A 21,614-nucleotide genomic window follows, 5' to 3' on the forward strand; every position below is an offset into this window, starting at 1 on the left:
TCGGGCGCGGCCGCCGGTGACGGTGGTGCTCCCTACGCTGCGGTCCGTGGCCGAACCGGTGGGTGTGTGGTGGGCGCGACGGCAGTGGTCGCGCGGGCGCGACGTGCCCTACGCCGTCGGTGAGTTCCGCGAGGCATGGCGTTCCTTCCCGGTCCTCGTGCGCCAGTACCACCCCGACCGCAACAGCGGCATCGTCCTCAGCCAGATCCCGCCCGCCGCCGACGTCTTCCTGAGTTGGGAGTGTGACGCGGGCCACGTGTTCGTCGCCACACCGAGCGAACAGCGGTCCCGTCCCGGCCGGGAGCGCCGGCGGTCCTCGTGGTGTCCCGAGTGTGCCGCGCAAGCCCGACCCCGTGGTCCGCTGACCCTGGTGCACCCCGCCGTGGTGCCGGCCACGGGTCGGGGCGGGGTCACCGGGCCGGCATCCGACGCACCACGTGCGCCCGCTCCGCTCGCGACGCGTCCGGCTCGACCCACACGTCGTGGCCGGGACGTCTGCACCCGGACCCCCGACCTCCCGGCGGGGACCCCGTTCCGCAGTGCGTGCGCCCCGCGCCCGGCGTCCGCGGTGGAGGCGCAGCTGCGTGCCGACCTCCGCGCGCGGCTCGAGCACACCGAGGGCGACAACGCGGTGCGTCTCGCCCGACCCTTCTTCGACCACCTCGAGGCGTGGCCCGACGTCGTGCTCCCGGAGCTCCGCGTCGCGATCGAGTACGACTCGACGGGACGCCACGGTCTCGAGCACGTGGGCCGCCGTGAGGACGCCGACCCTCGGAAGGACCGTGCCCTCCGAGCCGCGGGGTGGGAGGTCATCCGCATCCGGACCGGACGGCTCCCGGCACTCGGGCCGCACGACATCGAGGCCGGCGGGTGGTCCCGGCGGACGCTCGCCCGGCTCGTGGACGAACTGCGGGCGGTGCGCGGGGACCTGCTCGTCGACGCCTACCTGCGCGACTGACACCGGGCACGGTCCGCACGGGGCCCGAGATCAGGTCCGGAGCGCGACGGCCTCGCTCACCCAGCGCGTGTAGAGGTCCCACGGCGCCGGCTGGCCGTCCGTCACGCGGCCGACGTGCTGGCGGAGGTCGTCCTCGATCCTGAACCACTCCGACCCGGGGTACCGCAGGTGCGCAAACCGGTGGTGTCGGGCGCGTTCCAGGGCGCGCCCACCCCGTTCGAACCCGAGGAGTTCCTCGTGCCAGAGCCGGGCGAGCCGCTGGCGGGGGTTGGCGGAGGTGCCGATCTTGATGCGCTCCTCGAAGCGGATGTAGTAGACGACGTCGACGCGTGGCGGACGTGCCTCGCCGTCGGGCACCGCCCCGACGCGCCACTCGCACACCCCGCAGACCCACCCAGACGGATACCGCACGCCGGTCCGTGCTCCGCAGGCGGCGCACGGCGCGGGGAGGACGTCGTCGACACCGCCCGTGGCGCCGGCCCACTCGGCCGCCACGGCCAGGTGCTGCGCGCAGAGCGCGACGGGCGCGTCCGGAGGGACCGGGCGGCGGCAGGACGAGCCGCACACCGGACCCGCACAGGCGGCCGCCCGTGTTCCCCGCGAGCGTCGCGCGGCGCTCCCGTGGCCACGGTCGTCGATCCCGTCGTCGTTCGTCACCCTCGCACGGTACGGCGGACCCCCGACGCGACCGCGCTCCCGCACCCGACGTGCACGGCACGGCGGTCCGTTCCACTCCGCTCGGAAACGGCTGGGAATCGAATTGCCGTACGGAGTCCAGGAAGGCCGACTCCCGCGGAAACACGCGGACCGGGAAAGCATACCGAGTATCCTTTTCCTGAACCATGCTCACGCATGGTTGTATGACGGCCATGGGGAAGATCTGGGAGTTCGGTCGGCGCACGAGCGGCAGCGCGGGGGAGGCGCTCCTCACCGCCGCTGACCGCGCGTCGCTCGCGACCGTGTCGGGCGCGGTCACCACGGCACGACCATGGTTGCACTTCTGGTACTGCGACACCGAGCGGGACGCCCGAGCAGCGGCCGACCGCATGCGCGAGTCCGGATGGGGCATCCGTCGCCTCGGCCGGGCCGTCGGTGAGGACGGATGGGCCGTGATCGCGGTCCGCACCGTCTCCGTGATCGACGAACGCACGGTGTCCGACGCCCGGCGGTTCTTCACCGACCTGGCCCGTCACCACCACGGTGACTACGACGGCTGGGAGTACGGCGTCGACGCGCCCGCTCCCTCGCATGCACTTCGGCTCTGACGACGACGTCGACCGACCACGACACCGCTGATCGCGACCGGGCCCGAGGCGGCCGCGCGCGGCGGGGAGCACGGCGCCGGGAGGTCCTCCGGCGCCGGCACGCGGAAGCGGCGGCGCGCACAGCGCGCCGCCGCTTCCCTACGCTGTCCCTCGTGCAGCTGTTCCTGATCCGCCACGGGGAGACCCCCACGAACGTCGTCAAGCGCCTCGAGACCCGCGTCCCGGGTCCGGACCTCACCCCGACGGGACGCGAGCAGGCCGACGCCCTCGCGGCATCGTTCGTGAGCCGCCGGCTGGACGCCGTCTACGTCTCACCGCTCGTCCGGACGCACCAGACCGCGGCCCCGCTCCTCCAGGGGCGTGACCTGGTCGCGGTGGAACTCCCGGGCCTGCTCGAGATCGAGGCGGGTGAGCTCGAGGGTCACGACGACCGTGCCGCCGTCGAGCGGTACCACGGCACGATCGGTGCGTGGGTCGCGGGGGACCTCGACCGTGCGATGCCCGGCGCCATCACGGGCCGCACCTTCCTCGACCGATTCGACGGTGCAGTGGAGCAGATCGCCACCGCCGGCGACGAGGTCGTGGTCGCAGTGAGCTCGGGTGCGGCCATCCGGGCGTGGGTCGGCCTCCGGGTGGACAACGTGGACCTCGCGTTCGTGGCGGACCACGTCCTCGGCAACACGGGTGTCGTCGAGCTCCAGGGGTCACCGGACGACGGGTGGACCTGCGTCGCCTGGGAGGGTGCCGGAGTGACCGCGGGCGCGACCGACGCGGCTGGCGGCGTCATCTGACCGCGGCTGGCGGGGTCTGACGACGGTCGGAGACCACTCCTCGGCGACCCATGCCGCGCCTCCCGGCCGACGCCGCCCGCGACCCGAGTCGACGAGCGTGGAGAGGGTCCGGGCGCGACCCGAACGCACCCGGACCCTCCGGTGCCCGGCGTCGCGACGTGCGACGGGGCGTCCACGCGGACGATCGCGCCATGACCCGAACACGGCTCGGTCGCCCCGTGGGCCCGCCTGGTGGCGGGCTGGTCCAGTGTCGATCGCGGTCCCGACGGGTGCAGGGGGGAAGCATCCACCAGAAGCGCGTGCATGACCGACGCTGGAGGTCTGGCTCACGGCACGGGCCGACCCTTCCGTCGGCGCTGCCGGAGGACGACAGCGCCGACCGCGGCCTGGAGCAACCCTGCGGCGACCGCGGCGAACGGAGCGAGGTGCCCCGTGGACGGCGCGAGCGCGAGGAGTCCGGACGCCGCGGTGGCGGCGCCGATCGCGGCGACGACGACCGAGATGCGGCGTGGTGTCGCAGCGACCCTCCGCACGACGACGGCGGCTGTCACCGCCGCGGCTCCCGCCGTCACCATGAGGCCGGCCTCCACGACCCCGGCCGACGCGATCGGCGGCGAGGGCAGCAGCGGCACGACCCCGACCAGGAGGCCGGCGCCGCCGAACACGGCGAACGAGACCCGCCCGATCCACGACCCACGGACGGCGTCCCATGCGCCGCCGTCGCCGAACCCGAGCACGAACGCGGCCATGAAGGTCGCGGCACCACCGAGCATCGCGAACGACGCCTGACCGGACGGTCCGGCGGGACCGCCGGTGGGACCGGCGAGCTGGGCGATGACGCTGAGCAGGGCGCCCACCATCAGCGCGGTGCCACCGAGGAGCATCGTGCTGCTCCGCGGTGCGGTGACGCGCGCTGTGGTCATGTCGGCTCCGGGTCGGTCGGCGGTGGACGGGGACGACGCCGGTACCACCCCTGAGACCACGACACCGGTGCCGTTCCGTCCGATCACCAGCAGCGTAACGGCAAAACCGTACTGTTGGGTATGCTTCTTGGCCCCACTCCGGGGGTGTCGGTCCGGCGGCGCTCGGGGAGGACGGGGGTTCGACCCCAAAACGGGGGACGCGGCCTGTCCACGTGTACCGCTCCGCCCGTGGACCAGGCAGGCGCGGACCCCGGACGGCGGGACGCCCCGCTCCTCGCGATCCGCGGCACTCCGGGCGCGCGGGCAGCACGACGGCGAGGGCGTGGTGCCGCACGACACGCGTCGTGTACCCCGCGCGAGGTGCACGTCGCCGTCGGGGCGGCGCGACCGTGTGGAACGGGTGGTGTCGCGACGGACCGCTGCCCCATACGATGCTCATGACCGCCACCGAACGTACGTCCAGTACGCGAACCCGAGAGACCGACCTGTCCCCTCACGCGCATCTCCTCCCGGGAGCCCTGGTGCACCGCCGTCAGCTGACGGAGGTGCTGCTCACTGCGCTCGAGCGGACGAGCGACAGCACCTTCGTGGCGGACGTGCACTGGCCGAGGCGGCACGCGTACTTCGGACCGTGGGGCACGGACGACGTCGCCGTCGGACCCGCGCTCGCGCTCGAGACGCTCCGTCAGACCGCGATCGCACTCGCGCACCTGCACCTCGGGGTGCCGTTCGGACAGGCGTTCGTGATGGAGTCGATGCGCGTCGAGGTCGCCGACGACGCGGTCCGCCGCTCCGACCGCCCCGGATCGCCGACCATCGACGTCGTGGTCTCGGAGCTCGTCGAGCGCAAGGGCGTCGCCGCGTCCTACGACTCGATGCTCACGGTCCGCGACGGCGACCACGTCCTCGCCCGCGGGGGCGGTCGCGCCCGCACCATCCCCGGACCCGTGTACCGCCGGATGCGCGAGGGCGCACCGTCCTCAGCGGACGTCGATCGCCTGCCGCCTCGCCCGAGTCCGGCCGCGCACGGGCTGGTGGGCGCGCCGACGCCGGACTTCGTCCTGCTGTCCGGTGCCGCGGGCAGCGACGCGTTCGAGCTCTCGCTCGACGCCACGAACCCGGTGTACTTCGACCACCCGCTCGACCACGTGCCGGGCATGGTCGTGCTCGAGGCCGCGCTGCAGGCCTTCCGCGCCCACGCGGACGATCCGACGCACACGCCCCGCGAGGTCACGGTCGAGTTCCTCGCCCACGCGGAGCTCACGAGTCCCGTGACGATCACGCTCGAGCGCGAGGACGGCACCGAGGTCGCGGTCCTGTGCCAGGACGGCGTCGTCGTGTCGCGCGTCCGCGCCTCGGCCTTCCCCGGCTGACTCGCACTGCCCCGCTGACTCGCACTGCCCCGCTGAGCGGCACTGCCCCGCTGAGCGGCACTGTCCGGCTGAGCGGCACTGCCCGGCCTCGTCGCACCGCCCGACGGAGCGGTGCCGTGGGGCGTGCGGTCAGACCGCCGAACGCATGATCCGGGCCGGGAGGTCCGCCACGAGCGGCTGCCGCTCGGCCGGCACGAGCGCGGGGATGAGCAACATCGTCCACATGTTCTCGAGCTGCTGGAAGAGGTCCTCGCGGCTGTGCAGGATGTCCGAGACGAGCTGCACGCCCGTGTACGCGGGGATGAGGAACGCCGCCAGGCGCGTGGGGTCCACGTCGGCGCGGATGTCACCCTCCTCGACCGCCGCCGCGATGAGCCCCTCGACCGTGTGGATCCAGCCCGCGTACGGCGCCTCGCGCTCGAGACCGTTGCCGCCGGCCTCGGTGGTGAGCCGCACCCCGGCGGACACGACGACCTCGTCCTTCATCTGCTGGGCGAAGGTCTGCGACATCCACATCATCCGCTCGAGCGCGGTGCGTCCGAGCAGGAACACCCGCTCGCCGTACGACTGCGCGATCTCGTACTGCAGCTCGATGACCGCGTTCGCCACCTCCTCCTTCGACTTGAAGTGGTGGTAGAGCGCACCCTTGGTGACGCCCGCCTCCGAGGCGACGACGTCGAGCGACGCGTTCGCGTACCCGCGCTGCTCGAAGATCGTCGCGGCGCTCCGGACGATCTTGTCGCGCGTGACGACGGCGCGCTCCTGCTGGGCCATGGCGTCCCCTCCGACTCCCAACGGCCCCGACGGCCGCTCCGACATGGTAGCCACGCTCAGGTCCTGTTACCGTCCGCACGACACCCCTCGACGTGAATGGATGGCCCCCAGCGTGCAATCGTCCCCCGAAATGTCCTCCTCGCTGTCCTCCTCGACACCTGTCGCGGTGACCGGTCCGCTCGGGTTCATCGGGCGACGCGTCGTCGACGCGCTCGTGGCGGAGGCCGTGCCGGTCCGCGGTCTCGTGCGTCGTGCGGTGCCCGAGAACGCCGCCTTCTCCCCGGTGTCCGGGGACCTGCTCGACCCGGAGGCCGTGGCCCGCCTGGTCGCGGGTGTGCAGACCGTCGTGCACAGCGCGGTCGCGATCGGCGGGGACGACGACGCCGTCCGCCGCACGAACGTGGACGGCACGCGCATCGTCGTCGAGGCGGCGGCCGAGGCAGGAGCGCGCGTGGTCCTGGTGTCCACCGCGGCGGTGTTCGGCTCCGGGCCGCACCGGGGCGGTCCGCGTCCGGGTGCGACGCCCGAGTCCGCGACCTCCGTGAGCCGTGCGGAGGCGGAGCGGTTGGTCCTCGGGGCTGGCGGAGCCGTCGTCCGCCCGAACGTCGTCCACGGGGTGGGGGACCGATGGGTGTTCCCGTCGGCGCTGCGCCTCGTCACGGCCGTGGGGGCGGTTCCGGACACCGAGGCGCGGGTGAGCGTCGTGCACGTCCGGACACTCGGCCGCCGCATCGCGGCCGCCGCCCTCACGCGCGCATCGGGCGTCGTCCCCGTCCACACCGATCCGCCCGTGGCCGCGGGCGAGGTCGTGGTCACCGCCGCCGAGGTGCTCGGCCGCTCCCTGCCCCCGGTCGTGTCGGTGGAGGAGTTCCGCGATCGCGCCGCCGGTCGGGGCCTCAGCTCCCACCAACTCGCGATGCTGCTCGACGACGCGTGGTTCGACGTCGCCGACCCGGAGCCACTCGGCACGCTCGAGCTCGACGCCGAGGACCGCGACTGGTACCGGTCCCTCGCGGGGTGAATCCGGCCGGCGTCACTCGCGACGCCGGGCCAGCGCCGCGTCGATCGCGGTCGCGCCGAGGGACACCACGGCGACCACCACGAGCACCCAGCCCGCCGCCGCCGGGGTCAGCGCGCCGGGGTGGACGGGTCGCGGGACCGCCAGGAACACGATCGCCGTGATGCCCGCGAGCGCCCCGAGCACCGTCCAGACCGTTCGACGGACCAGACCGGCGACCAGGCGTCGGTCGCGTCGGTCGGCGAGCACACGCACGTTCACGTTGAGGTGACCGGTCTCGAGGGCTTCCCCGATGCGGTCGACGCGGCGGGGCAGGCGCCGGAGTCCGGGCAGCACCGCGAGTGCCTCACGGACGAGGAGGTCCCGGACCCCGGCGGGGGTCGCCTGGTCCCGGATCTGGTCGCGGGCGAGCGTCCGGGCCTCCTCGAGCAGGTCGAACGCGGGCGTGACGGTGCGCAGCGTGCCCTCGAGGATCGCGAACGCCCGGGCGGCCGCGACGAACTCCGCGGGGACCGCCATGCCGTAGCGGCCGAAGACCTCGACGGCGGCGTCGACCGTGTCGATCCCGATGCGTGCTCCGGGTCCGAGCTCGTCGACGACGAACGTCGCGATGTCCCGTCGGAACGCCGGTTCGTCCACGGGGTCGGCGAGCGGGGCGAGCCGGAGCACCCCGTCGGCGATGCCGCGCGTGTCGGACTGGAGGTAGGCGACGAGCAGTTCCTGGACGGTCTCGCGCAGGGTGAGGTCGAGCCTCCCGACCGATCCGAAGTCGACGAGCGCCGGCCGCCTGTCGGGCATGACGAGGATGTTGCCGGGGTGCAGGTCCGCGTGGAAGACCCCGTCGACGACCACCTGCCGGATGAAGGCGCGGACCACGGTCCGCATCAGTGGTTCCAGCGACGCGGTGTCGGCCCCGTCCGCGCGGGCGGTCGCGAGCGTCCGACCGTCGAGGAACTCCATGACGAGCACGCGGCGGGAGCTCAGCTCGTCGACGAGCTCGGGCAGGTGGAGTTCCGCGGCACGACGACTGCGCGCCTGCGTCGCGCGGAGTGCGGCGAGGTTCGTCGCCTCGCGGCCGAAGTCGACCTGCCGCACGAGGTCCGTCGCGTACTGGGCCGCGGCGTCCTCGACCCCGAGCCGACGTGCCTGCGCGGAGGTGCGCGCGAGGAACCGGGTGACCCGCAGGGCGATGTCGACGTCGCGGCGGATCACGACCGCGACGCCGGGTCGCTGCACCTTGACCGCGACGGTCCGGCCGTCCCGGAGGCGGGCACGGTGGACCTGCGCGATCGACGCGGCCGCGACCGGGACGGGATCGAACGCGGCGAACACCTCGTCGACGGGCGCACCGAGCTCCTCACGGAGGAGGGCCGCGACCGCGTCGGCCGGCGCGGGGGTGACGTCCTCCTGGAGATCGGCGAGGGCGGCGCGCCACTCGTCCGGCAGCAGGTCGTCACGCGTCGAGAGCAGCTGACCGATCTTGACGAACGCGCCGCCGGCCTCCTCGAGTGCGCGCCGCAACCCGGTCGCCTGCTCGACCCGGAGACCGGCCGTTCCCGGGGACCGCGAGAAGTCGAGGCGGCCGAACGGCAGCAGCCCGTTGCGCCGAGCGATGCCGAGCAGCTCCGCGAACCGGCGAGCACGGTCGCGGAGCGTCCCCGTCGCGGTGTCGTCGCCCCGGGCGAGGTCGGCCAGGCGCGGCAGGGTCGCTCGTCGGTCCGTCACGACCCGATCCTGGACCGCGACCCTGAGCACGGACGACACGGGGCACGGACGACACGGCGCACCGGCGACACGGCGCACCGGCGACACGACGCAGCGGCGACACGACGCCCGCACCGGGACTACCGTCTGCGGCACCGCGCCCGAATCGTTCCGGCGCGGGGAGAGGAACGACGTGTTCGAGGCCGAGAACATCCGCGACTGGATCGGGCAGCCGGTCGTCGACGCCGGCGACGACCGGATCGGCAGCCTGGAGAGCATCTACTTCGACACCGCGACGTCGCAGCCGGCGTTCGCGAGCGTCCAGATCGGTCTGATCGGCCGACAGCGACTCGTGTTCGTGCCCCTCGACGGCGCCACCGTGTCGCCCAAGCACCTCAAGGTGACCTACGACAAGAAGCTCGTCAAGGACGCGCCGTCCATCGACACCGACGGCGAGCTCGAGGCGTCGGTCGAACCGACGCTGTACCAGCACTACGGCCTCGCGTACCAGGCGGGTGCGGGCGGCGAACGGCGACTCGGGCGCCGCTGACCCCGACGACCGTCGAGCGGGCCCTGGACGTCCCCCCACATCGGCACGTCCATCCGGCCGCTCGACGGCCGTCGCACGGCCGGAGCCGCGCCTGTGCCCGAAGTCTCCCACAGGACGCGCGTCCTGGGAAATCGACGGGAACCAGGCCGGGGCGGCGTCCCTCATCGCTCCTGCCACTACGGTGGTCTGCCATGGGCATGCGTGAGGACCAACGCCGACGCACGAGGGACGCCATCCTCGAGGCCGCAGCCCTGGAATTCGGGGAACGCGGGTACCAGGCGACGACCTACGCCTCCGTAGCGGCCAGGGCGCAGGTGGCGAAGAGCCTCGTCAGCTACCACTTCGCGTCGAAGACCGACATGGTCCAGGCGATCATGGACGTGTCCTTCACGCAGGAGGGCGTGTTCGCCGCGCTGCCGGCCGCCGATCGTCCCCCGTTCGACGAACTCGCCCTGTCGACCGTCTTCGTCGCGATGCAGGAGCAGTCGGACCCCATCGGTCGGGCCGTCGTGCGGCTCGAGCGCGAGGCCGAACTCATCGACATCGACCTGCCGGTGCCGTACGTCGGGTGGATCCAGTTGTGCGCGACCACGCTGCAGCGCGCGGTCGACATCGGGGACGCCCCGCCCGAGGTCGACATCCCGTTCGAGGCGCACCTGATGGTCGCCGGGTTCGTCGGCCTCCACGAGCTCGCTGAGTCGCTCGGCGAGTACGAGGGCTTCGTCGCCCGGGCCGTGTCGAACGCGCTCGACCGCTACGCGACGCTCGGTGCCACGCCCGCGGCCCTCGCGTCCGCCACCGAACGCGCGATCGAGGCGATGGAGGAGGCCGGGTGCGACGACGTCGACCGCATCCGTCGTCGGCTGCGACGACTCGTCGGCTGACCGCCGCGCACGATCGTCACGCGGGCCGGGAGGCGTAGCATCGGTCGCCCCGCCGCCCCCGTCCCCGCTTGGTGAGGTCCCCATCCTGCTCTGCCGTCCGCTGGCCGTGATCGCCGCATCCGCCGCCCTGTCCGTCGTCGTCATCGGCACCGCCGACCCCGGTGCGGGACCGGCGGCGTCGGCGGCCACCGTGGTGCCCGCCTCCACCGCGCACCACGGTGCGCGCGCCGGTCGCGACGGTCTGCCCCCGCGCGGAGCGGAGTACGTCGCGCTCGGCGACTCCTACGCCGCCGGCTACGGCCTGCCACATGCGACGGGGGACCCGGTCCCGGCCTGCGGCCAGTCATCCGAGGACTACCCGCACCGCATCGCGGCCAGCCTGGACCTCCGGCTCGTGGACGTGACGTGCGCGGGGGCCACGAGCGCCGACGTCGTCTCGCGACGCCAGAACGGTGCCGCACCGCAGGTCGACGCGCTGAGCGACCGGACGCGGCTCGTCACGCTGTCCATCGGCGGCAACGACGCGGGGCTGTTCGCGACGGCGTCCTCGTGCGTCGCCCTGTCCCGACGCGGACCCGTGCTGTCGGGGGCGGACGTGCCGAACTGTCGCAGCCGCCTGGTCACCGACGGGACCGACGCGCTCGCGGCGGCCGTCGAGGGTCCCGTCACCCGTGGCATCCGGTCGGCGGTGCGTGCGGTGCGGACGGCCGCGCCGCACGCCCGACTCGTCGTCGTCGGGTACCCCACGATCTTCCCGGACGCCGCCCACACACCCGCGGCGGGTTGCTTCCGCGCCGCGCTCGACGCCGCGAGCCTGACCGGGTCGTTCCCGCGCGATGCGTTCCCGTTCACGGACACGGACGTCCGCTACCTCCACGGCGTGCAGCAGCGGCTCGACCGGACGACGCGGGCCGTCGTGCACCAGGCCGGGGGGACCTACGTCTCGATGCTCTCCGCGACGGCCGCCCACTCACCGTGCTCGAGGACCCGGCCGTTCGTCCGGGGGATCACGCTGTCCGCGTCGTCCGGCCTCCGGGACGTCGACCTCGTACCCGGAGCGCTGCATCCGAACGCAGCGGGTGCCGGAGCGATGGCCACGGACGCCAGACGCCGCATCCGCGCCGTGTACGCGGAGGCCGCGGCACGGGCCCGGGAGGCACGGGCCAGCGCGTCCGCGCAGGCGCGGGCGTCCGCGTCGGCAGCGGCTCGTGCGGCCGCCGCTCGGTCCTCCGCCGACGCGTGCCGGCTGGCGATCGGCGCGGGGGTGGTCGTCCTCGGCGCTGTCGTGGTCGTCTGGGCGTTCGTGCGTCGTCGACGTCGTCCCGACGGGTCGTGACGGCCGTGGTGACGAGCGCGGGCATCGTGCTGTACCGACCGGCCGCGGCACCGGTCCCTCGTGGTGCCGCCGACCCGGAGATCGACATCGAGGTCTTCGTCGCGCACATGGGCGGCCCGTTCTGGCGGCGGCGACCACGGGCCTGGTCGTTCCCGAAGGGCGAGTACCTCGACGAGACACCGCTCGACGCCGCGCGGCGCGAGTTCCACGAGGAGATCGGCGTCCCCGCACCGGACGTGCCGTACGTCGAACTCGGCACGTTCCGCCAGGCCTCGGGCAAGCGCGTCACGCTGTTCGCGGGCGCGTCGGACCTCGTCGTGGAGACGGTCCGGAGCACGACCTTCCTCGTCGAGCTCCCGCGGGGGTCGGGTCGGATGGTGTCGTTCCCCGAGGTGGACGACGCCCGGTGGACGAGCGTCGCCGTGGCACGGTCGGACCTCGTGGCGGGTCAGGTGCCCGCGCTCGATGCCCTGCTCACCCTGCTCCGTCGCGAGGAGGCGTAGCGCCGACGAGAGGGGCGGCGAGAGAGGCGTCGCGCCCACGAGAGGGGCATCGCACCCGAGAGAGGCGTCGCGCCCACGAGAGAGGCGGCGGGCTCAGGACGAGGGCCGCACACGACCGGACACGACCCCGCCCCGGACGTGCACGGTGAGGGTGCCGCTCTCGCTCTGCGTCACGAGGGTGACGGACCCGGTGAGGGCGTCGGCACGGGGGAAGCACGACGTGCTCGCCGTCCGACCGTCCGCCGTCGCGAGCAGGCAGACGACCGACGCGTTCGTCCCGACCGCCGCGTACACGTCCCACGGCGTCTGGGCGTCGTCCGCGGACAGGGAGCGGTTCGTGAACACCAGGCGTGTGGAGTGCAGCCGCACGGGGGCCGAGACCGCTCCCGGGATCTGGTCGGCGAACGTCTGCGGCGCCGAGAGCAGCGCCGCGAGGGTGCGTTCCCCGTCGTTCGTGGCGGCCACGACCGACGGTCGTGACCGCTGTTGGTCGATCGTCGTCCCGACCAGTGCACCGACGCCGAACGACGCGAGTGCGGTGCCGACGATCGCGACGAGGCCGACACGGCGGAGCCGGACCGGGAGGCGGCCCCACGCTCCTCGCCTCGGCGCGCGACCGGAGCCGGAGCCGCTGGACCGCCCGTCGTCGAGCGCGGTCACCGGTGCGACGTCGCTCGCCCGCGCCGAGGTCGGGTCGGGCGGTGCGGGGGCAGCGGGGCCCGCGCCGGACGGGACCCGGTCGGCACCCCTCGGCATCGAGTCGGTCCGGTCGGCGCCGGTCGGTCGAGCATCGCGCGTCTCGGTGACGACCGGCCGGCCAGGCGCGAGGTCGAGGGCATCGAGCGCCCGGCGAGCGGCCTGCGCCTCGGCGGGCGTGGCGTCCGGCCCGTACGCGATCGCCTGCAACGCCGCGCGCCGCCGGCCCGGGTCCGGGCCGGCGCCGCCGACCCCGTCATCGAGTGCCGACATGTCCTCCGCCGTTCGTCCCACCCATCCTGCTCCGTGGAGCGGCCCGCGGAGCGGCCGGGGTCAGTCCTCGGCCTCGGTGGCCTCCAGGTCGGCGGTCCGGGCGTCGTCGTCCGTGAGCGCGTCGTCCGCGGGCGCCGCGTCGCTGTCGAAGGTCAGGTCGCGCTCCAGCCGTTCCGCGGTGACCGGCTCCCCGTCGACGATGGGCGGTTCCCACTTGCGGTCGCTGCCGCTCGTTCCGTCGTTGCTCATGACGCCTCCTCGTCCGCGTGGCCGGGGCGCCCACGCTGAGCGCCCCTCGCGCCGACGCTAGGCGCGGCCCGCGACCTCCGTTCCCAGGGACGTCGTCGTCGCCGTCGGCCTAGGCTCGGCGACATGACGGAACCAGGGCACGACCAGCGCGACCCGGCTGCGGCTGCGGAGGCGGCAGCGGCGAGCACCTCCGACAGCGTGCTGCAGGGCGACCTCACCCGGCCGATGAGCGAGGACACCCAGTCGGGTGCGGCGGACTACGTGGCCACGAACACGGGCGGTGTCTCCGCCGAGCGCCGCAACCCGCTGCCGGACGAGGAGCAGGGACGGGGCACGGAGTACGACCCGGTGGACCAGGGCCCGCAGCAGGAGGGTCAGGGCGGCTGATCCCGTTCCGCGGGAGCGACGGCTGCCCGCGCGCCGCGGACCACGTTCAGCGGACTCCAGGCAAGATCACGGCATGACCGCTGCCTCCCCGCGCACCCCGGCCACGGTCGCACTCGACCGTGCCGGTGTCCCTTACACGCCGCACGTGTACGAGCACCACGAGACGGCGACGAACTTCGGCGCCGAGGCGGCCGCGGCGCTCGGGCTCCGCGAGGACCAGGTGTTCAAGACGCTCGTCGTCCAGGTCGACGAGCAGCTCGTGGTCGCGGTGGTCCCCGTCGCGAACCGACTCGACCTCAAGGCGATCGCGACCGCGGTCGGGGGCAAGAAGGCGTCGCTCGCGGCACCGGACCTCGCGGAGCGGCGCACGGGATACGTCGTCGGCGGCATCAGCCCCGTCGGACAGCGCACCACGCTCCGAACCGTGCTCGACGCGTCGGCCGAGGACTACGCCACGATCTTCGTGAGCGGCGGACGGCGGGGGTTCGACATCGAACTCGCGCCGCGAGACCTCCTCGCGGTCACGGCGGGCGCGACGGCCGTGATCGCGCGGGACTGAGCCGGCCCCGTGGCGACCTCCTCGCGGACCTGAGTCGGGTCGACGCAACTTCTTCCCGCACCCGGGAATGGCCGGGGCACCTCTGCGTTGTATTGAGTCGGACGCACTCAAGTTCCACAGGAGGTCCCTTTGTCAGACGTCTTCGGCCCGACCGGCAGCGACAACTCGTTCGACGAGTTCCTCGCCCGCCTGCTCCAGGGCCAGCAGCGGTCCGTGCCGTTCGGCCGGCCCGTCGACATCACGCGGCTCCTCAGCCGCCGCACCCACGAAGTGCTCCGCGCCGCGGCGACGTTCGCCGTGGAGCGCGGCCACCACGAGATCGACGCGCTGCACCTGCTCCGCGTCCTCGTGACCGCCGAGCCGTTCGCCGGGCTCGTCCGCACCGTCGGCGCCGACCCCGAGCGGTTCGCCGCCGCGGTCGACGAACGACTCCCGGAGCCGTCCGACGAGCGCCCCGAGGGCCGTCCCGCGCTCACGCCCTCCGCGCAGCGCGCGCTCCTCGACGCCGCGCAGGCCGCGCGCGCGTTCGGATCCACGTACGTCGACCCCGAGCACGTCTTCTTCGCGCTGGTGGTCGAGCAGGACACCGTCGCCGGGCAGATGCTCGTCGCCGCGGGCGTGACGCCGCAGACCATGCAGCAGTACGCGCAGGACGCCGCCCGTGCCGCCCGCGAGGGTCGCCCGGTCGCCGGCAGCACCGCGGCCGGCACACCGGGCCAGGAGTCCGACACCCCGACGCTCGACCAGTTCGGCACCGACCTCACGGCCCGCGCGCGCGAGGGCGGCATCGACCCCGTGATCGGCCGCGCCGGTGAGATCGAGCAGACCGTCGAGATCCTGCTCCGCCGTACCAAGAACAACCCGGTCCTCATCGGTGAACCGGGCGTCGGCAAGACCGCGATCGTCGAGGGCCTGGCCCAGCGCATCGTCGACGGCGACGTCCCCACGCTGCTCCAGGGCAAGCGGGTCGTCGCACTCGACATGGCCGCGATGGTCTCGGGCACGCGCTACCGCGGTGACTTCGAGGAGCGACTCACCAAGGTCATGGACGAGATCGCCGCGCACCGCGACGAGCTCATCGTGTTCGTCGACGAGCTGCACACCGTCGTCGGCGCCGGCAGCGGTGGTGACGGCGGCATGGACGCCGGCAACATCCTCAAGCCGCGCCTCGCCCGCGGTGACCTGCACATGGTCGGCGCCACGACGCTCGACGAGTACCGCCGCATCGAGAAGGACGCCGCGCTCGAACGCCGCTTCCAGCCCGTGACGGTCGGCGAGCCGAGCGTGGCCGACGCCGTGCAGATCCTCGCCGGCCTGGCGCCGCGGTACGCCGAGCACCACGGCGTCGCCTACACGGACGACGCCATCCGCGCGGCCGTCGAGATGTCACATCGCTACGTGACCGACCGCTTCCTGCCCGACAAGGCCATCGACCTCATCGACCAGGCCGGCGCGCGGCGCCGTCTCGCCCTCAGCGGCACGGTCGACGTCGACGCCCTGCGTGCCGAGATCGTCGACCTGCAGTCCGCCAAGGACCGCGCGGTCGCCGAGGAGCAGTACGAGGAGGCATCGCGGCTCCGTGACGCCATCGACGGACTGGAGGCCCGGATCGAGTCCGCCACCGCGCCCACCGCGACCGGCGCGAGCAGCGCCTCCCGGACGGAGGCCGACACGACGATCACCGAGGCGGACATCGCCGAGGTCGTCGCCCGTGCGACCGGCATCCCCGCCTCGCGGCTCACCGCGGACGACCGCGCCCGGCTCGCGGTCCTCGAGGACGACCTGCACGCACGGGTGGTCGGGCAGGACGACGCGGTCGCCGCCATCGCCAAGTCCGTCCGTCGCAGCCGCACCGGCATGGGCGACCCGCGTCGCCCCGTCGGGAGCTTCCTGTTCCTCGGCCCGACCGGTGTCGGCAAGACCGAGCTGGCGAAGGCGCTCGCGTCGAGCCTGTTCGGCGACGAGACCGCGATGCTCCGCTTCGACATGAGCGAGTTCGGGGAGCGCCACACGGTCAGTCGGCTCGTCGGCGCCCCTCCCGGGTACGTCGGGTACGACGAAGCCGGGCAGCTCACCGAGCGTGTCCGCCGGAACCCGTACTCGGTGATCCTGCTCGACGAGATCGAGAAGGCGCACCCGGACGTGTTCAACCTGCTCCTGCAGGTGCTCGACGACGGACGACTCACCGACGGGCAGGGACGCACCGTGGACTTCCGGAACACGGTCGTGATCATGACGTCGAACCTCGGGTCCGAGTTCCTCGCCAGCCGTTCGGGCGCCCTCGGGTTCTCGGCGGCGACCGACGCCTCGGGGTACGAGGAGCAGGACCTGCGGAACCGGGTGATGGGCAAGCTCCGCGAGGCCATGCGGCCCGAGTTCCTCAACCGGATCGACGAGATCGTGCTGTTCCGCAAGCTCGACCGCGCGCAGCTGCACGCCATCGTCGGGCTCCTGCTCGCCGACACCGCACGTCGGGTGGCCGCGCAGGACCTCGACCTGGAGGTCCGTCCCGCCGCAGTCGACTGGCTCGCCGAGCACGGGTACGAACCCGAGTACGGCGCCCGTCCGCTGCGTCGGCTCATCCAGCGCGAGGTCGAGGACCGCGTCGCGGACCTCATGGTCCGCTCCGAGGTCGCGGCCGGCGAGACCATCGCGATCGACGTGGTCGCCGACCAGCTCGTCGCCACCGTGGACCGGGACGCCCGCGTGCGGGTCTAGTCCACTCCGGGTGGAGGAACGCCCCCGGTGTCGCATCGACACCGGGGGCGTTCCCGTCGCTTGTCCGGGCGGTGCCACGGACCGGACGGGCGTCAGCGCGCGGCGTTCTGCACGAGTCCGACCGCGTACGACGCGAACCAGTCGCCGGCCGCCGGCCCACCGTTGCACGTGCCGTCACTCGCACCGGGTGTCTTCACCCACAGCAGCGCGTCGAGCTGGCCGCTGCCGTACGTGACGTGCGGGTCCTGACCGAGGCCGGCACCCGCTGGGTTGCACCAGTCGCCGCGGGCACCGCGACCGTTCCGCGAGACGTCGATGACGAAGTGCGATCCGCCGGTGAGGGCGGACACCTTGCCGGCGTAGGAGCGCTCCGGGTCGACGGCGTTGAAGTTCGACACGTTCGTGAAGAACCCGCGCGCCTGGCTGACGCCCGCCTGGTTCAGCTCCGAGGCCATGACGGCCGGCGTGTTCCAGCTCGAGTTCCCCCCGTCGAGGTACGCGGGGACACCGGCGGCGTGGAACTGTGCGACCGCTGTCCTGAGGAGCGGGAGCCGCGTCGACGCGTCCTGCGAACACGACGGGAGCATCGCGAGCGAGTCGGGCTCGACGAGCACGACCGCGCGATGACCGTGGAGGTCGTCCGCGATCTGCTGGTTCCACGCGGTGTACTGCGCGGGCGTCAGCCCACCAGCGGAGTACCCGCCGCAGTCCCGGTCGGGGATCGCGTAGGTGACGAACACCGGGGTGGTGCCCTTCGATTCTGCGCTCGCCAGGTTCCGTGCGATGGTGCTGTCGAGCAGGCCGCCCTGGAACCACTCGCCCAACCAGATCGCGATCGGCTGGCGTGCGATCGTCCGCGCCGCCGCTGCCTCGGTGGCCCGGCCCTGTGCGGCGAGGGTCGCTGCCGCCTGCGCCGGCTGGCTGTCGGGCTGGACGTACAGACCGCCCTGGTAGATCGTCTGCGTCGGAGCAGTACGGATCGTCGCCGGTGTGACGGTGGCGGTCGCCGCCGATGCGCTGGCGGTCTCGGTGATGGCCGTCGTGGTGCTGATCGACGCGACGGCGGCGGCCACGAGGGCCGCACGGACGATGCGGTTCATCGGTTGTTCCCCTGGGTGATCGCTGACAGACGTCCTGTACGTCGGCCGTGTGTGGGGGACAAGTCAACCGGCCGCCGTTCCGCTTGTCCACGCGGACCGGAGGGGCTTGCCAACCGCCACGCCGTGTGCTCCTCGCCGGCCAGCAGGACGGCCTGTACCCCGGTGGGCGGTCCGGATCGGCGCACGGCGTACCCCGTCGCGCGCCGGTACCGACGGCACGTCGGCCAGCGCCGTCCCCGTACGGTTGAGGCATGACCGAGCACGCCGCGTCCCTCGTCGAACGACTCACCGCCGTGGTGCCGGACTTCCCGAAGCCGGGGATCCTCTTCCGCGACGTCACCCCGGTGTTCGCCGATCCCGTCGCGTTCTCGACCGTCTGTGGCGCACTCGCCGAGCCGTTCACGGACGTCGAGGCGGTGGCGGGCATCGAGGCGCGCGGGTTCGCGTTGGCCGGGGGGATCGCCGTCCAGCGGGGCCGGGGTGTGCTCACCGTCCGCAAGGCGGGGAAGCTCCCCGGCGAGGTCCTCAGCGAGCAGTACGCGCTCGAGTACGGCGAGGCCGCGGTGGAGCTGCGCCCCGGACAACTGCCCGAGGGCACGCGCGTCCTCGTGGTCGACGACGTCCTCGCGACGGGCGGTACCGCCGAGGCGACCATCACGCTGCTCGAACGTGCCGGGTACCACGCGGTCGGGTTCGCAGCGCTCCTCGAACTCGACGGCCTCGGGGGCCGGGCCCGTCTCGAGGGTCGACTGCCGGTGCACACCCTCGGGACCGCGCCCGCCTGACGCCTCGCGTGCGCTGCGCAGTGAGCACTCCCGCCACGGTGCGGGCCGGGGTCGTCGACGGGGCGGTGCGGGCCTCCCGGCCGACTAGTGTTGGTGCACCACCGAACGAGGGAGCCCCACCACCGTGACCGAGTCAGTCGTCCCCGCCGCCGACCAGCCCGACGTGCCGCCGGCACCCGCGACCGTGACGGCGACGACCACGACGACCGGGACCGAGCTGTTCGCGGGCGAGCGGTCGGTCGTGGCGATCCGGGTCGACGGTGTGCTCCGTGACCTCGCGGCCGAGGTCTCCGCCGGGGCGGTCGTCGAGCCCGTGACCCTCGCTGAGCAGGACGGCCTCGACATCCTCCGGCACTCGACCGCGCACGTGCTCGCGCAGGCCGTGCAGGCGATCAACCCCGAGGCGAAGCTCGGCATCGGACCGCCCGTCACGGACGGCTTCTACTACGACTTCGACGTGGCCGAGCCGTTCACGCCCGAGGACCTCAAGGCCATCGAGAAGGGCATGGACCGCATCATCCGGCAGGGCCAGCGGTTCGTCCGTCGCGTGGTGAGCGACGACGAGGCGCGCGAGCTCATGGCGGGGGAGCCGTACAAGCAGGAGCTGATCGGCCTCAAGGGCGCGGCGAGCGAGGGTGACGCCGGCGAGAGCGTCGAGGTCGGTGCCGGCGAACTCACCGTCTACGAGAACGTGGACCCGAAGTCCGGCGAGGTCGTCTGGCAGGACCTCTGCCGCGGGCCGCACCTGCCCACGACCCGGGTCATCGGCAACGCCGCGAAGCTCATGCGGGTGGCTGCGGCCTACTGGCGTGGCTCCGAGAAGAACCCGCAGCTCCAGCGGATCTACGGCACCGCATGGCCCGACAAGGACCAGCTCCGCGCGTACCTCGAGCGCCTCGAGGAAGCCGCCAAGCGCGACCACCGCAAGCTCGGGGCCGAGCTCGACCTGTTCTCGTTCCCGGACGAGATCGGCTCGGGCCTCGCGATCTTCCACCCCAAGGGCGGGATCATCCGCCGCGAGATGGAGGACTACTCGCGGCGCCGCCACGAGGCCGAGGGCTACTCCTTCGTCAACACGCCGCACATCACCAAGGGCGACCTCTTCGAACAGTCCGGCCACCTCGGGTGGTACAAGGACGGCATGTTCCCGCCGATGCACCTCGACGAGGCACGGAACGACGAGGGCGAGATCACCCGGCAGGGCGCCGATTACTACCTCAAGCCGATGAACTGCCCGATGCACATCCTCGTGTACCGCTCGCAGGCCCGGTCCTACCGTGACCTCCCGCTCCGGCTGTTCGAGTTCGGGACCGTGTACCGGAACGAGAAGTCCGGTGTCATCCACGGCCTGACCCGTGTCCGTGGTCTCACGATGGACGACGCCCACATCTTCACGACGCGCGAGCAGATGAAGGACGAGCTCACCCGCACGCTGAACTTCGTGCTGTCGCTGCTCCGCGACTACGGCCTCACCGACTTCTACCTCGAGCTCTCCACGAAGGACCCGGACAAGTACGTCGGCTCCGACGAGGTCTGGGAGGAAGCCACGAGCACGCTGACGGAGGTCGCCGCCGATTCCGGTCTCGAGCTCGTGCCGGACCCGGGCGGAGCCGCGTTCTACGGTCCGAAGATCTCGGTCCAGGCCCGTGATGCGATCGGCCGCACGTGGCAGATGTCGACGGTGCAGCTCGACTTCAACCTGCCCGAGCGCTTCGGCCTCGAGTACACCGCCGCGGACGGCTCGCGTCAGCGTCCGGTGATGATCCACCGCGCGCTCTTCGGGTCGATCGAGCGGTTCTTCGGCGTCCTCACCGAGCACTACGCGGGTGCCTTCCCCGCGTGGCTCGCACCGGTGCAGGTCGTCGGGATCCCGGTGGCCGAGGAGTACGGCGACTACCTCGACGAGGTCGTCACGCGGCTCCGCGAGCAGGGCGTGCGCGCCGAGGTCGACCACTCTGACGACCGCATGCAGAAGAAGATCCGCACCCACACCAAGCAGAAGGTCCCGTTCATGCTCATCGCGGGCGACGAGGACCGGCAGCAGGGCGCCGTGAGCTTCCGGTTCCGCGACGGCAGCCAGCACAACGGCGTGCCGATCCAGGAGGCCGTGGACCGCATCACGACGGCCATCCGCGAGCGGTCGCAGGTCTGACCGTGGCGGAGACCCCGGGAACGGAGGGCGACCCCTTCGTCATCCGCTCCTCCGCGGACATGGCCGCCGTGCCCGACGCGTTCCAGCGCCTCTGGACGCCGCACCGCGCGGTGTACATCGAGCAGGGACGCGCGGGGGAGGGGCGTGGCCAGAAGGACGACTGCCCGTTCTGCGTCGCGCCGACCCTGCCGGACGAGGACGCCCTCATCGTGGCCCGCGGCCGGACGGCATTCGTGCTGCTCAACCTCTACCCGTACAACAACGGCCACCTGCTCGTCTGCCCCTACCGCCACGTGCCCCTGTACGACGAGGCGACCGACGAGGAAGCCGCCGAGATGACCGCCCTCACGCGCACCGCGATGGGCGTGCTCCGGACCGTGGCGCACTGCGACGGCTTCAACATCGGCATGAACCAGGGCGAGATCGCCGGCGCGGGCGTCGCGGCGCACCTGCATCAGCACATCGTGCCGCGCTGGGCGTCCGACTCGAACTTCTTCCCGATCATCGCGCGGACGAAGGCGATCACCCAGCTCCTCGGCGAGACCCGGCGCCTGGTGGCCGAGGCGTGGCCGCACGAGTCGCGTGTTCGCCCAGCGTGATCACGCTCCGCCGGGCA

At 73.1% G+C, this 21,614-nt stretch carries 22 protein-coding genes; 15 read left to right on the forward strand and 7 right to left on the reverse strand.

Annotated elements, in window-relative coordinates:
• The first annotated feature begins 46 nt into the window (after positions 1-46).
• A complete protein-coding gene (locus DEI82_RS03670; protein ID WP_111035847.1) occupies positions 47-958 on the forward strand; it encodes a zinc-ribbon domain-containing protein in 912 nt (303 codons plus the stop codon).
• A 30-nt stretch (positions 959-988) separates the two neighbouring features.
• Here the strand turns inward: DEI82_RS03670 and DEI82_RS03675 are convergent, their stop codons facing one another.
• Positions 989-1,615, reverse strand: a complete 627-nt coding sequence (locus DEI82_RS03675; protein WP_375334609.1) for a GIY-YIG nuclease family protein — start codon at positions 1,613-1,615, stop codon at positions 989-991.
• A 203-nt stretch (positions 1,616-1,818) separates the two neighbouring features.
• Here DEI82_RS03675 and DEI82_RS03680 point away from each other — a divergent pair, with 203 nt between their 5' ends.
• Together DEI82_RS03680 and DEI82_RS03685 are read left to right on the forward strand one after the other, a co-directional pair.
• On the forward strand, positions 1,819-2,223 hold the full coding sequence (locus tag DEI82_RS03680) for a ribonuclease E inhibitor RraB (protein ID WP_181435093.1): 405 nt from the start codon (positions 1,819-1,821) through the stop codon (positions 2,221-2,223).
• Positions 2,224-2,375: 152 nt separating this feature from the next.
• Positions 2,376-3,014, forward strand: a complete 639-nt coding sequence (locus DEI82_RS03685) for a histidine phosphatase family protein (protein WP_111035848.1) — start codon at positions 2,376-2,378, stop codon at positions 3,012-3,014.
• A gap of 326 nt (positions 3,015-3,340) precedes the next feature.
• Here DEI82_RS03685 and DEI82_RS03690 read toward each other — a convergent pair whose 3' ends face one another.
• Positions 3,341-3,937 carry a hypothetical protein gene (locus tag DEI82_RS03690; protein WP_146242821.1) on the reverse strand — a complete coding sequence of 199 codons (597 nt, stop codon included), beginning with the start codon at positions 3,935-3,937 and terminating at the stop codon, positions 3,341-3,343.
• Between the two features lie 521 nt (positions 3,938-4,458).
• On the opposite strand from DEI82_RS03690, the gene DEI82_RS03695 reads away from it, so the two are divergent.
• Positions 4,459-5,310: a ScbA/BarX family gamma-butyrolactone biosynthesis protein gene (locus DEI82_RS03695; protein WP_181435094.1), complete on the forward strand. Its 852-nt coding sequence runs from the start codon at positions 4,459-4,461 to the stop codon at positions 5,308-5,310.
• Between the two features lie 129 nt (positions 5,311-5,439).
• Here DEI82_RS03695 and DEI82_RS03700 read toward each other — a convergent pair whose 3' ends face one another.
• Positions 5,440-6,084 carry a ScbR family autoregulator-binding transcription factor gene (locus DEI82_RS03700; protein ID WP_181434812.1) on the reverse strand — a complete coding sequence of 215 codons (645 nt, stop codon included), beginning with the start codon at positions 6,082-6,084 and terminating at the stop codon, positions 5,440-5,442.
• 130 nt (positions 6,085-6,214) lie between these two features.
• Between DEI82_RS03700 and DEI82_RS03705 the strand changes: the two genes are divergently transcribed.
• A complete protein-coding gene (locus DEI82_RS03705; protein ID WP_181435095.1) occupies positions 6,215-7,105 on the forward strand; it encodes an NAD(P)-dependent oxidoreductase in 891 nt (296 codons plus the stop codon).
• A gap of 12 nt (positions 7,106-7,117) precedes the next feature.
• Here DEI82_RS03705 and DEI82_RS03710 read toward each other — a convergent pair whose 3' ends face one another.
• Entirely contained in the window at positions 7,118-8,827 is a 1,710-nt protein-coding gene (locus DEI82_RS03710) for an AarF/ABC1/UbiB kinase family protein (protein WP_181435096.1), read from the reverse strand.
• Between the two features lie 172 nt (positions 8,828-8,999).
• Between DEI82_RS03710 and DEI82_RS03715 the strand changes: the two genes are divergently transcribed.
• The 4 genes from DEI82_RS03715 to DEI82_RS03730 all read left to right on the forward strand — a co-directional run bounded on the left by DEI82_RS03715 (position 9,000) and on the right by DEI82_RS03730 (position 12,079).
• Positions 9,000-9,356 (forward strand): PRC-barrel domain-containing protein, encoded by a 357-nt coding sequence (locus DEI82_RS03715; RefSeq protein WP_111035852.1) that lies wholly within the window; start codon positions 9,000-9,002, stop codon positions 9,354-9,356.
• A 191-nt stretch (positions 9,357-9,547) separates the two neighbouring features.
• Positions 9,548-10,240 carry a TetR/AcrR family transcriptional regulator gene (locus tag DEI82_RS03720; protein WP_111009018.1) on the forward strand — a complete coding sequence of 231 codons (693 nt, stop codon included), beginning with the start codon at positions 9,548-9,550 and terminating at the stop codon, positions 10,238-10,240.
• Positions 10,241-10,346: 106 nt separating this feature from the next.
• Positions 10,347-11,576, forward strand: a complete 1,230-nt coding sequence (locus DEI82_RS03725) for an SGNH/GDSL hydrolase family protein (protein ID WP_146242822.1) — start codon at positions 10,347-10,349, stop codon at positions 11,574-11,576.
• Positions 11,573-12,079, forward strand: a complete 507-nt coding sequence (locus DEI82_RS03730) for an NUDIX domain-containing protein (protein WP_258371945.1) — start codon at positions 11,573-11,575, stop codon at positions 12,077-12,079. Before DEI82_RS03725 ends, DEI82_RS03730 begins: the two co-directional genes overlap by 4 nt.
• A 93-nt stretch (positions 12,080-12,172) precedes the next feature.
• Here the strand turns inward: DEI82_RS03730 and DEI82_RS03735 are convergent, their stop codons facing one another.
• Both DEI82_RS03735 and DEI82_RS03740 read right to left on the reverse strand, forming a co-directional pair.
• The gene (locus DEI82_RS03735; RefSeq protein WP_146242823.1) at positions 12,173-13,048 is read right to left on the reverse strand and encodes a hypothetical protein; all 876 of its coding nucleotides are present in this window, start codon (positions 13,046-13,048) and stop codon (positions 12,173-12,175) included.
• A gap of 60 nt (positions 13,049-13,108) precedes the next feature.
• Positions 13,109-13,297 (reverse strand): hypothetical protein, encoded by a 189-nt coding sequence (locus DEI82_RS03740; RefSeq protein WP_111035855.1) that lies wholly within the window; start codon positions 13,295-13,297, stop codon positions 13,109-13,111.
• A 123-nt stretch (positions 13,298-13,420) separates the two neighbouring features.
• On the opposite strand from DEI82_RS03740, the gene DEI82_RS03745 reads away from it, so the two are divergent.
• From DEI82_RS03745 to DEI82_RS03755, 3 genes are all read left to right on the forward strand, one after another.
• On the forward strand, positions 13,421-13,684 hold the full coding sequence (locus DEI82_RS03745) for a hypothetical protein (protein WP_111009022.1): 264 nt from the start codon (positions 13,421-13,423) through the stop codon (positions 13,682-13,684).
• A 73-nt stretch (positions 13,685-13,757) separates the two neighbouring features.
• The gene (gene ybaK, locus DEI82_RS03750; RefSeq protein WP_111035856.1) at positions 13,758-14,243 is read left to right on the forward strand and encodes a Cys-tRNA(Pro) deacylase; all 486 of its coding nucleotides are present in this window, start codon (positions 13,758-13,760) and stop codon (positions 14,241-14,243) included.
• Between the two features lie 129 nt (positions 14,244-14,372).
• A complete protein-coding gene (locus DEI82_RS03755; protein ID WP_111035857.1) occupies positions 14,373-16,961 on the forward strand; it encodes an ATP-dependent Clp protease ATP-binding subunit in 2,589 nt (862 codons plus the stop codon).
• Positions 16,962-17,053: 92 nt separating this feature from the next.
• Here the strand turns inward: DEI82_RS03755 and DEI82_RS03760 are convergent, their stop codons facing one another.
• The gene (locus DEI82_RS03760) at positions 17,054-18,061 is read right to left on the reverse strand and encodes a glycoside hydrolase family 6 protein (RefSeq protein WP_111035858.1); all 1,008 of its coding nucleotides are present in this window, start codon (positions 18,059-18,061) and stop codon (positions 17,054-17,056) included.
• Between the two features lie 251 nt (positions 18,062-18,312).
• Here DEI82_RS03760 and DEI82_RS03765 point away from each other — a divergent pair, with 251 nt between their 5' ends.
• The 3 genes from DEI82_RS03765 (at position 18,313) to DEI82_RS03775 (ending at position 21,597) form a co-directional block, all read left to right on the forward strand.
• Positions 18,313-18,846 carry an adenine phosphoribosyltransferase gene (locus tag DEI82_RS03765; RefSeq protein WP_111009026.1) on the forward strand — a complete coding sequence of 178 codons (534 nt, stop codon included), beginning with the start codon at positions 18,313-18,315 and terminating at the stop codon, positions 18,844-18,846.
• Between the two features lie 184 nt (positions 18,847-19,030).
• Positions 19,031-20,998, forward strand: a complete 1,968-nt coding sequence (thrS, locus tag DEI82_RS03770) for a threonine--tRNA ligase (RefSeq protein ID WP_111035951.1) — start codon at positions 19,031-19,033, stop codon at positions 20,996-20,998.
• Between the two features lie 59 nt (positions 20,999-21,057).
• Positions 21,058-21,597 carry an HIT domain-containing protein gene (locus DEI82_RS03775; protein ID WP_111013400.1) on the forward strand — a complete coding sequence of 180 codons (540 nt, stop codon included), beginning with the start codon at positions 21,058-21,060 and terminating at the stop codon, positions 21,595-21,597.
• Positions 21,598-21,614: the final 17 nt, after the last annotated feature.

Origin of the sequence: Curtobacterium sp. MCBD17_019 (assembly GCF_003234555.1) — a bacterium.
In the GTDB taxonomy this organism is placed as follows: Bacteria; Actinomycetota; Actinomycetes; order Actinomycetales; family Microbacteriaceae; genus Curtobacterium.

Excerpts from the sequence above, each read along its gene's own strand:
- DEI82_RS03760 (WP_111035858.1), bottom strand. The coding sequence starts at position 18,061 with ATGAACCGCATCGTCCGTGCGGCCCTCGTGGCCGCCGCCGTCGCGTCG.
- DEI82_RS03700 (WP_181434812.1), bottom strand. The coding sequence starts at position 6,084 with ATGGCCCAGCAGGAGCGCGCCGTCGTCACGCGCGACAAGATCGTCCGG.
- DEI82_RS03765 (WP_111009026.1), top strand. The coding sequence starts at position 18,313 with ATGACCGAGCACGCCGCGTCCCTCGTCGAACGACTCACCGCCGTGGTG.
- DEI82_RS03690 (WP_146242821.1), bottom strand. The coding sequence starts at position 3,937 with ATGACCACAGCGCGCGTCACCGCACCGCGGAGCAGCACGATGCTCCTC.
- DEI82_RS03740 (WP_111035855.1), bottom strand. The coding sequence starts at position 13,297 with ATGAGCAACGACGGAACGAGCGGCAGCGACCGCAAGTGGGAACCGCCC.
- DEI82_RS03705 (WP_181435095.1), top strand. The coding sequence starts at position 6,215 with ATGTCCTCCTCGCTGTCCTCCTCGACACCTGTCGCGGTGACCGGTCCG.
- DEI82_RS03720 (WP_111009018.1), top strand. The coding sequence starts at position 9,548 with ATGGGCATGCGTGAGGACCAACGCCGACGCACGAGGGACGCCATCCTC.
- DEI82_RS03735 (WP_146242823.1), bottom strand. The coding sequence starts at position 13,048 with ATGTCGGCACTCGATGACGGGGTCGGCGGCGCCGGCCCGGACCCGGGC.
- DEI82_RS03745 (WP_111009022.1), top strand. The coding sequence starts at position 13,421 with ATGACGGAACCAGGGCACGACCAGCGCGACCCGGCTGCGGCTGCGGAG.
- DEI82_RS03775 (WP_111013400.1), top strand. The coding sequence starts at position 21,058 with ATGGCCGCCGTGCCCGACGCGTTCCAGCGCCTCTGGACGCCGCACCGC.
- ybaK (WP_111035856.1), top strand. The coding sequence starts at position 13,758 with ATGACCGCTGCCTCCCCGCGCACCCCGGCCACGGTCGCACTCGACCGT.
- DEI82_RS03680 (WP_181435093.1), top strand. The coding sequence starts at position 1,819 with ATGACGGCCATGGGGAAGATCTGGGAGTTCGGTCGGCGCACGAGCGGC.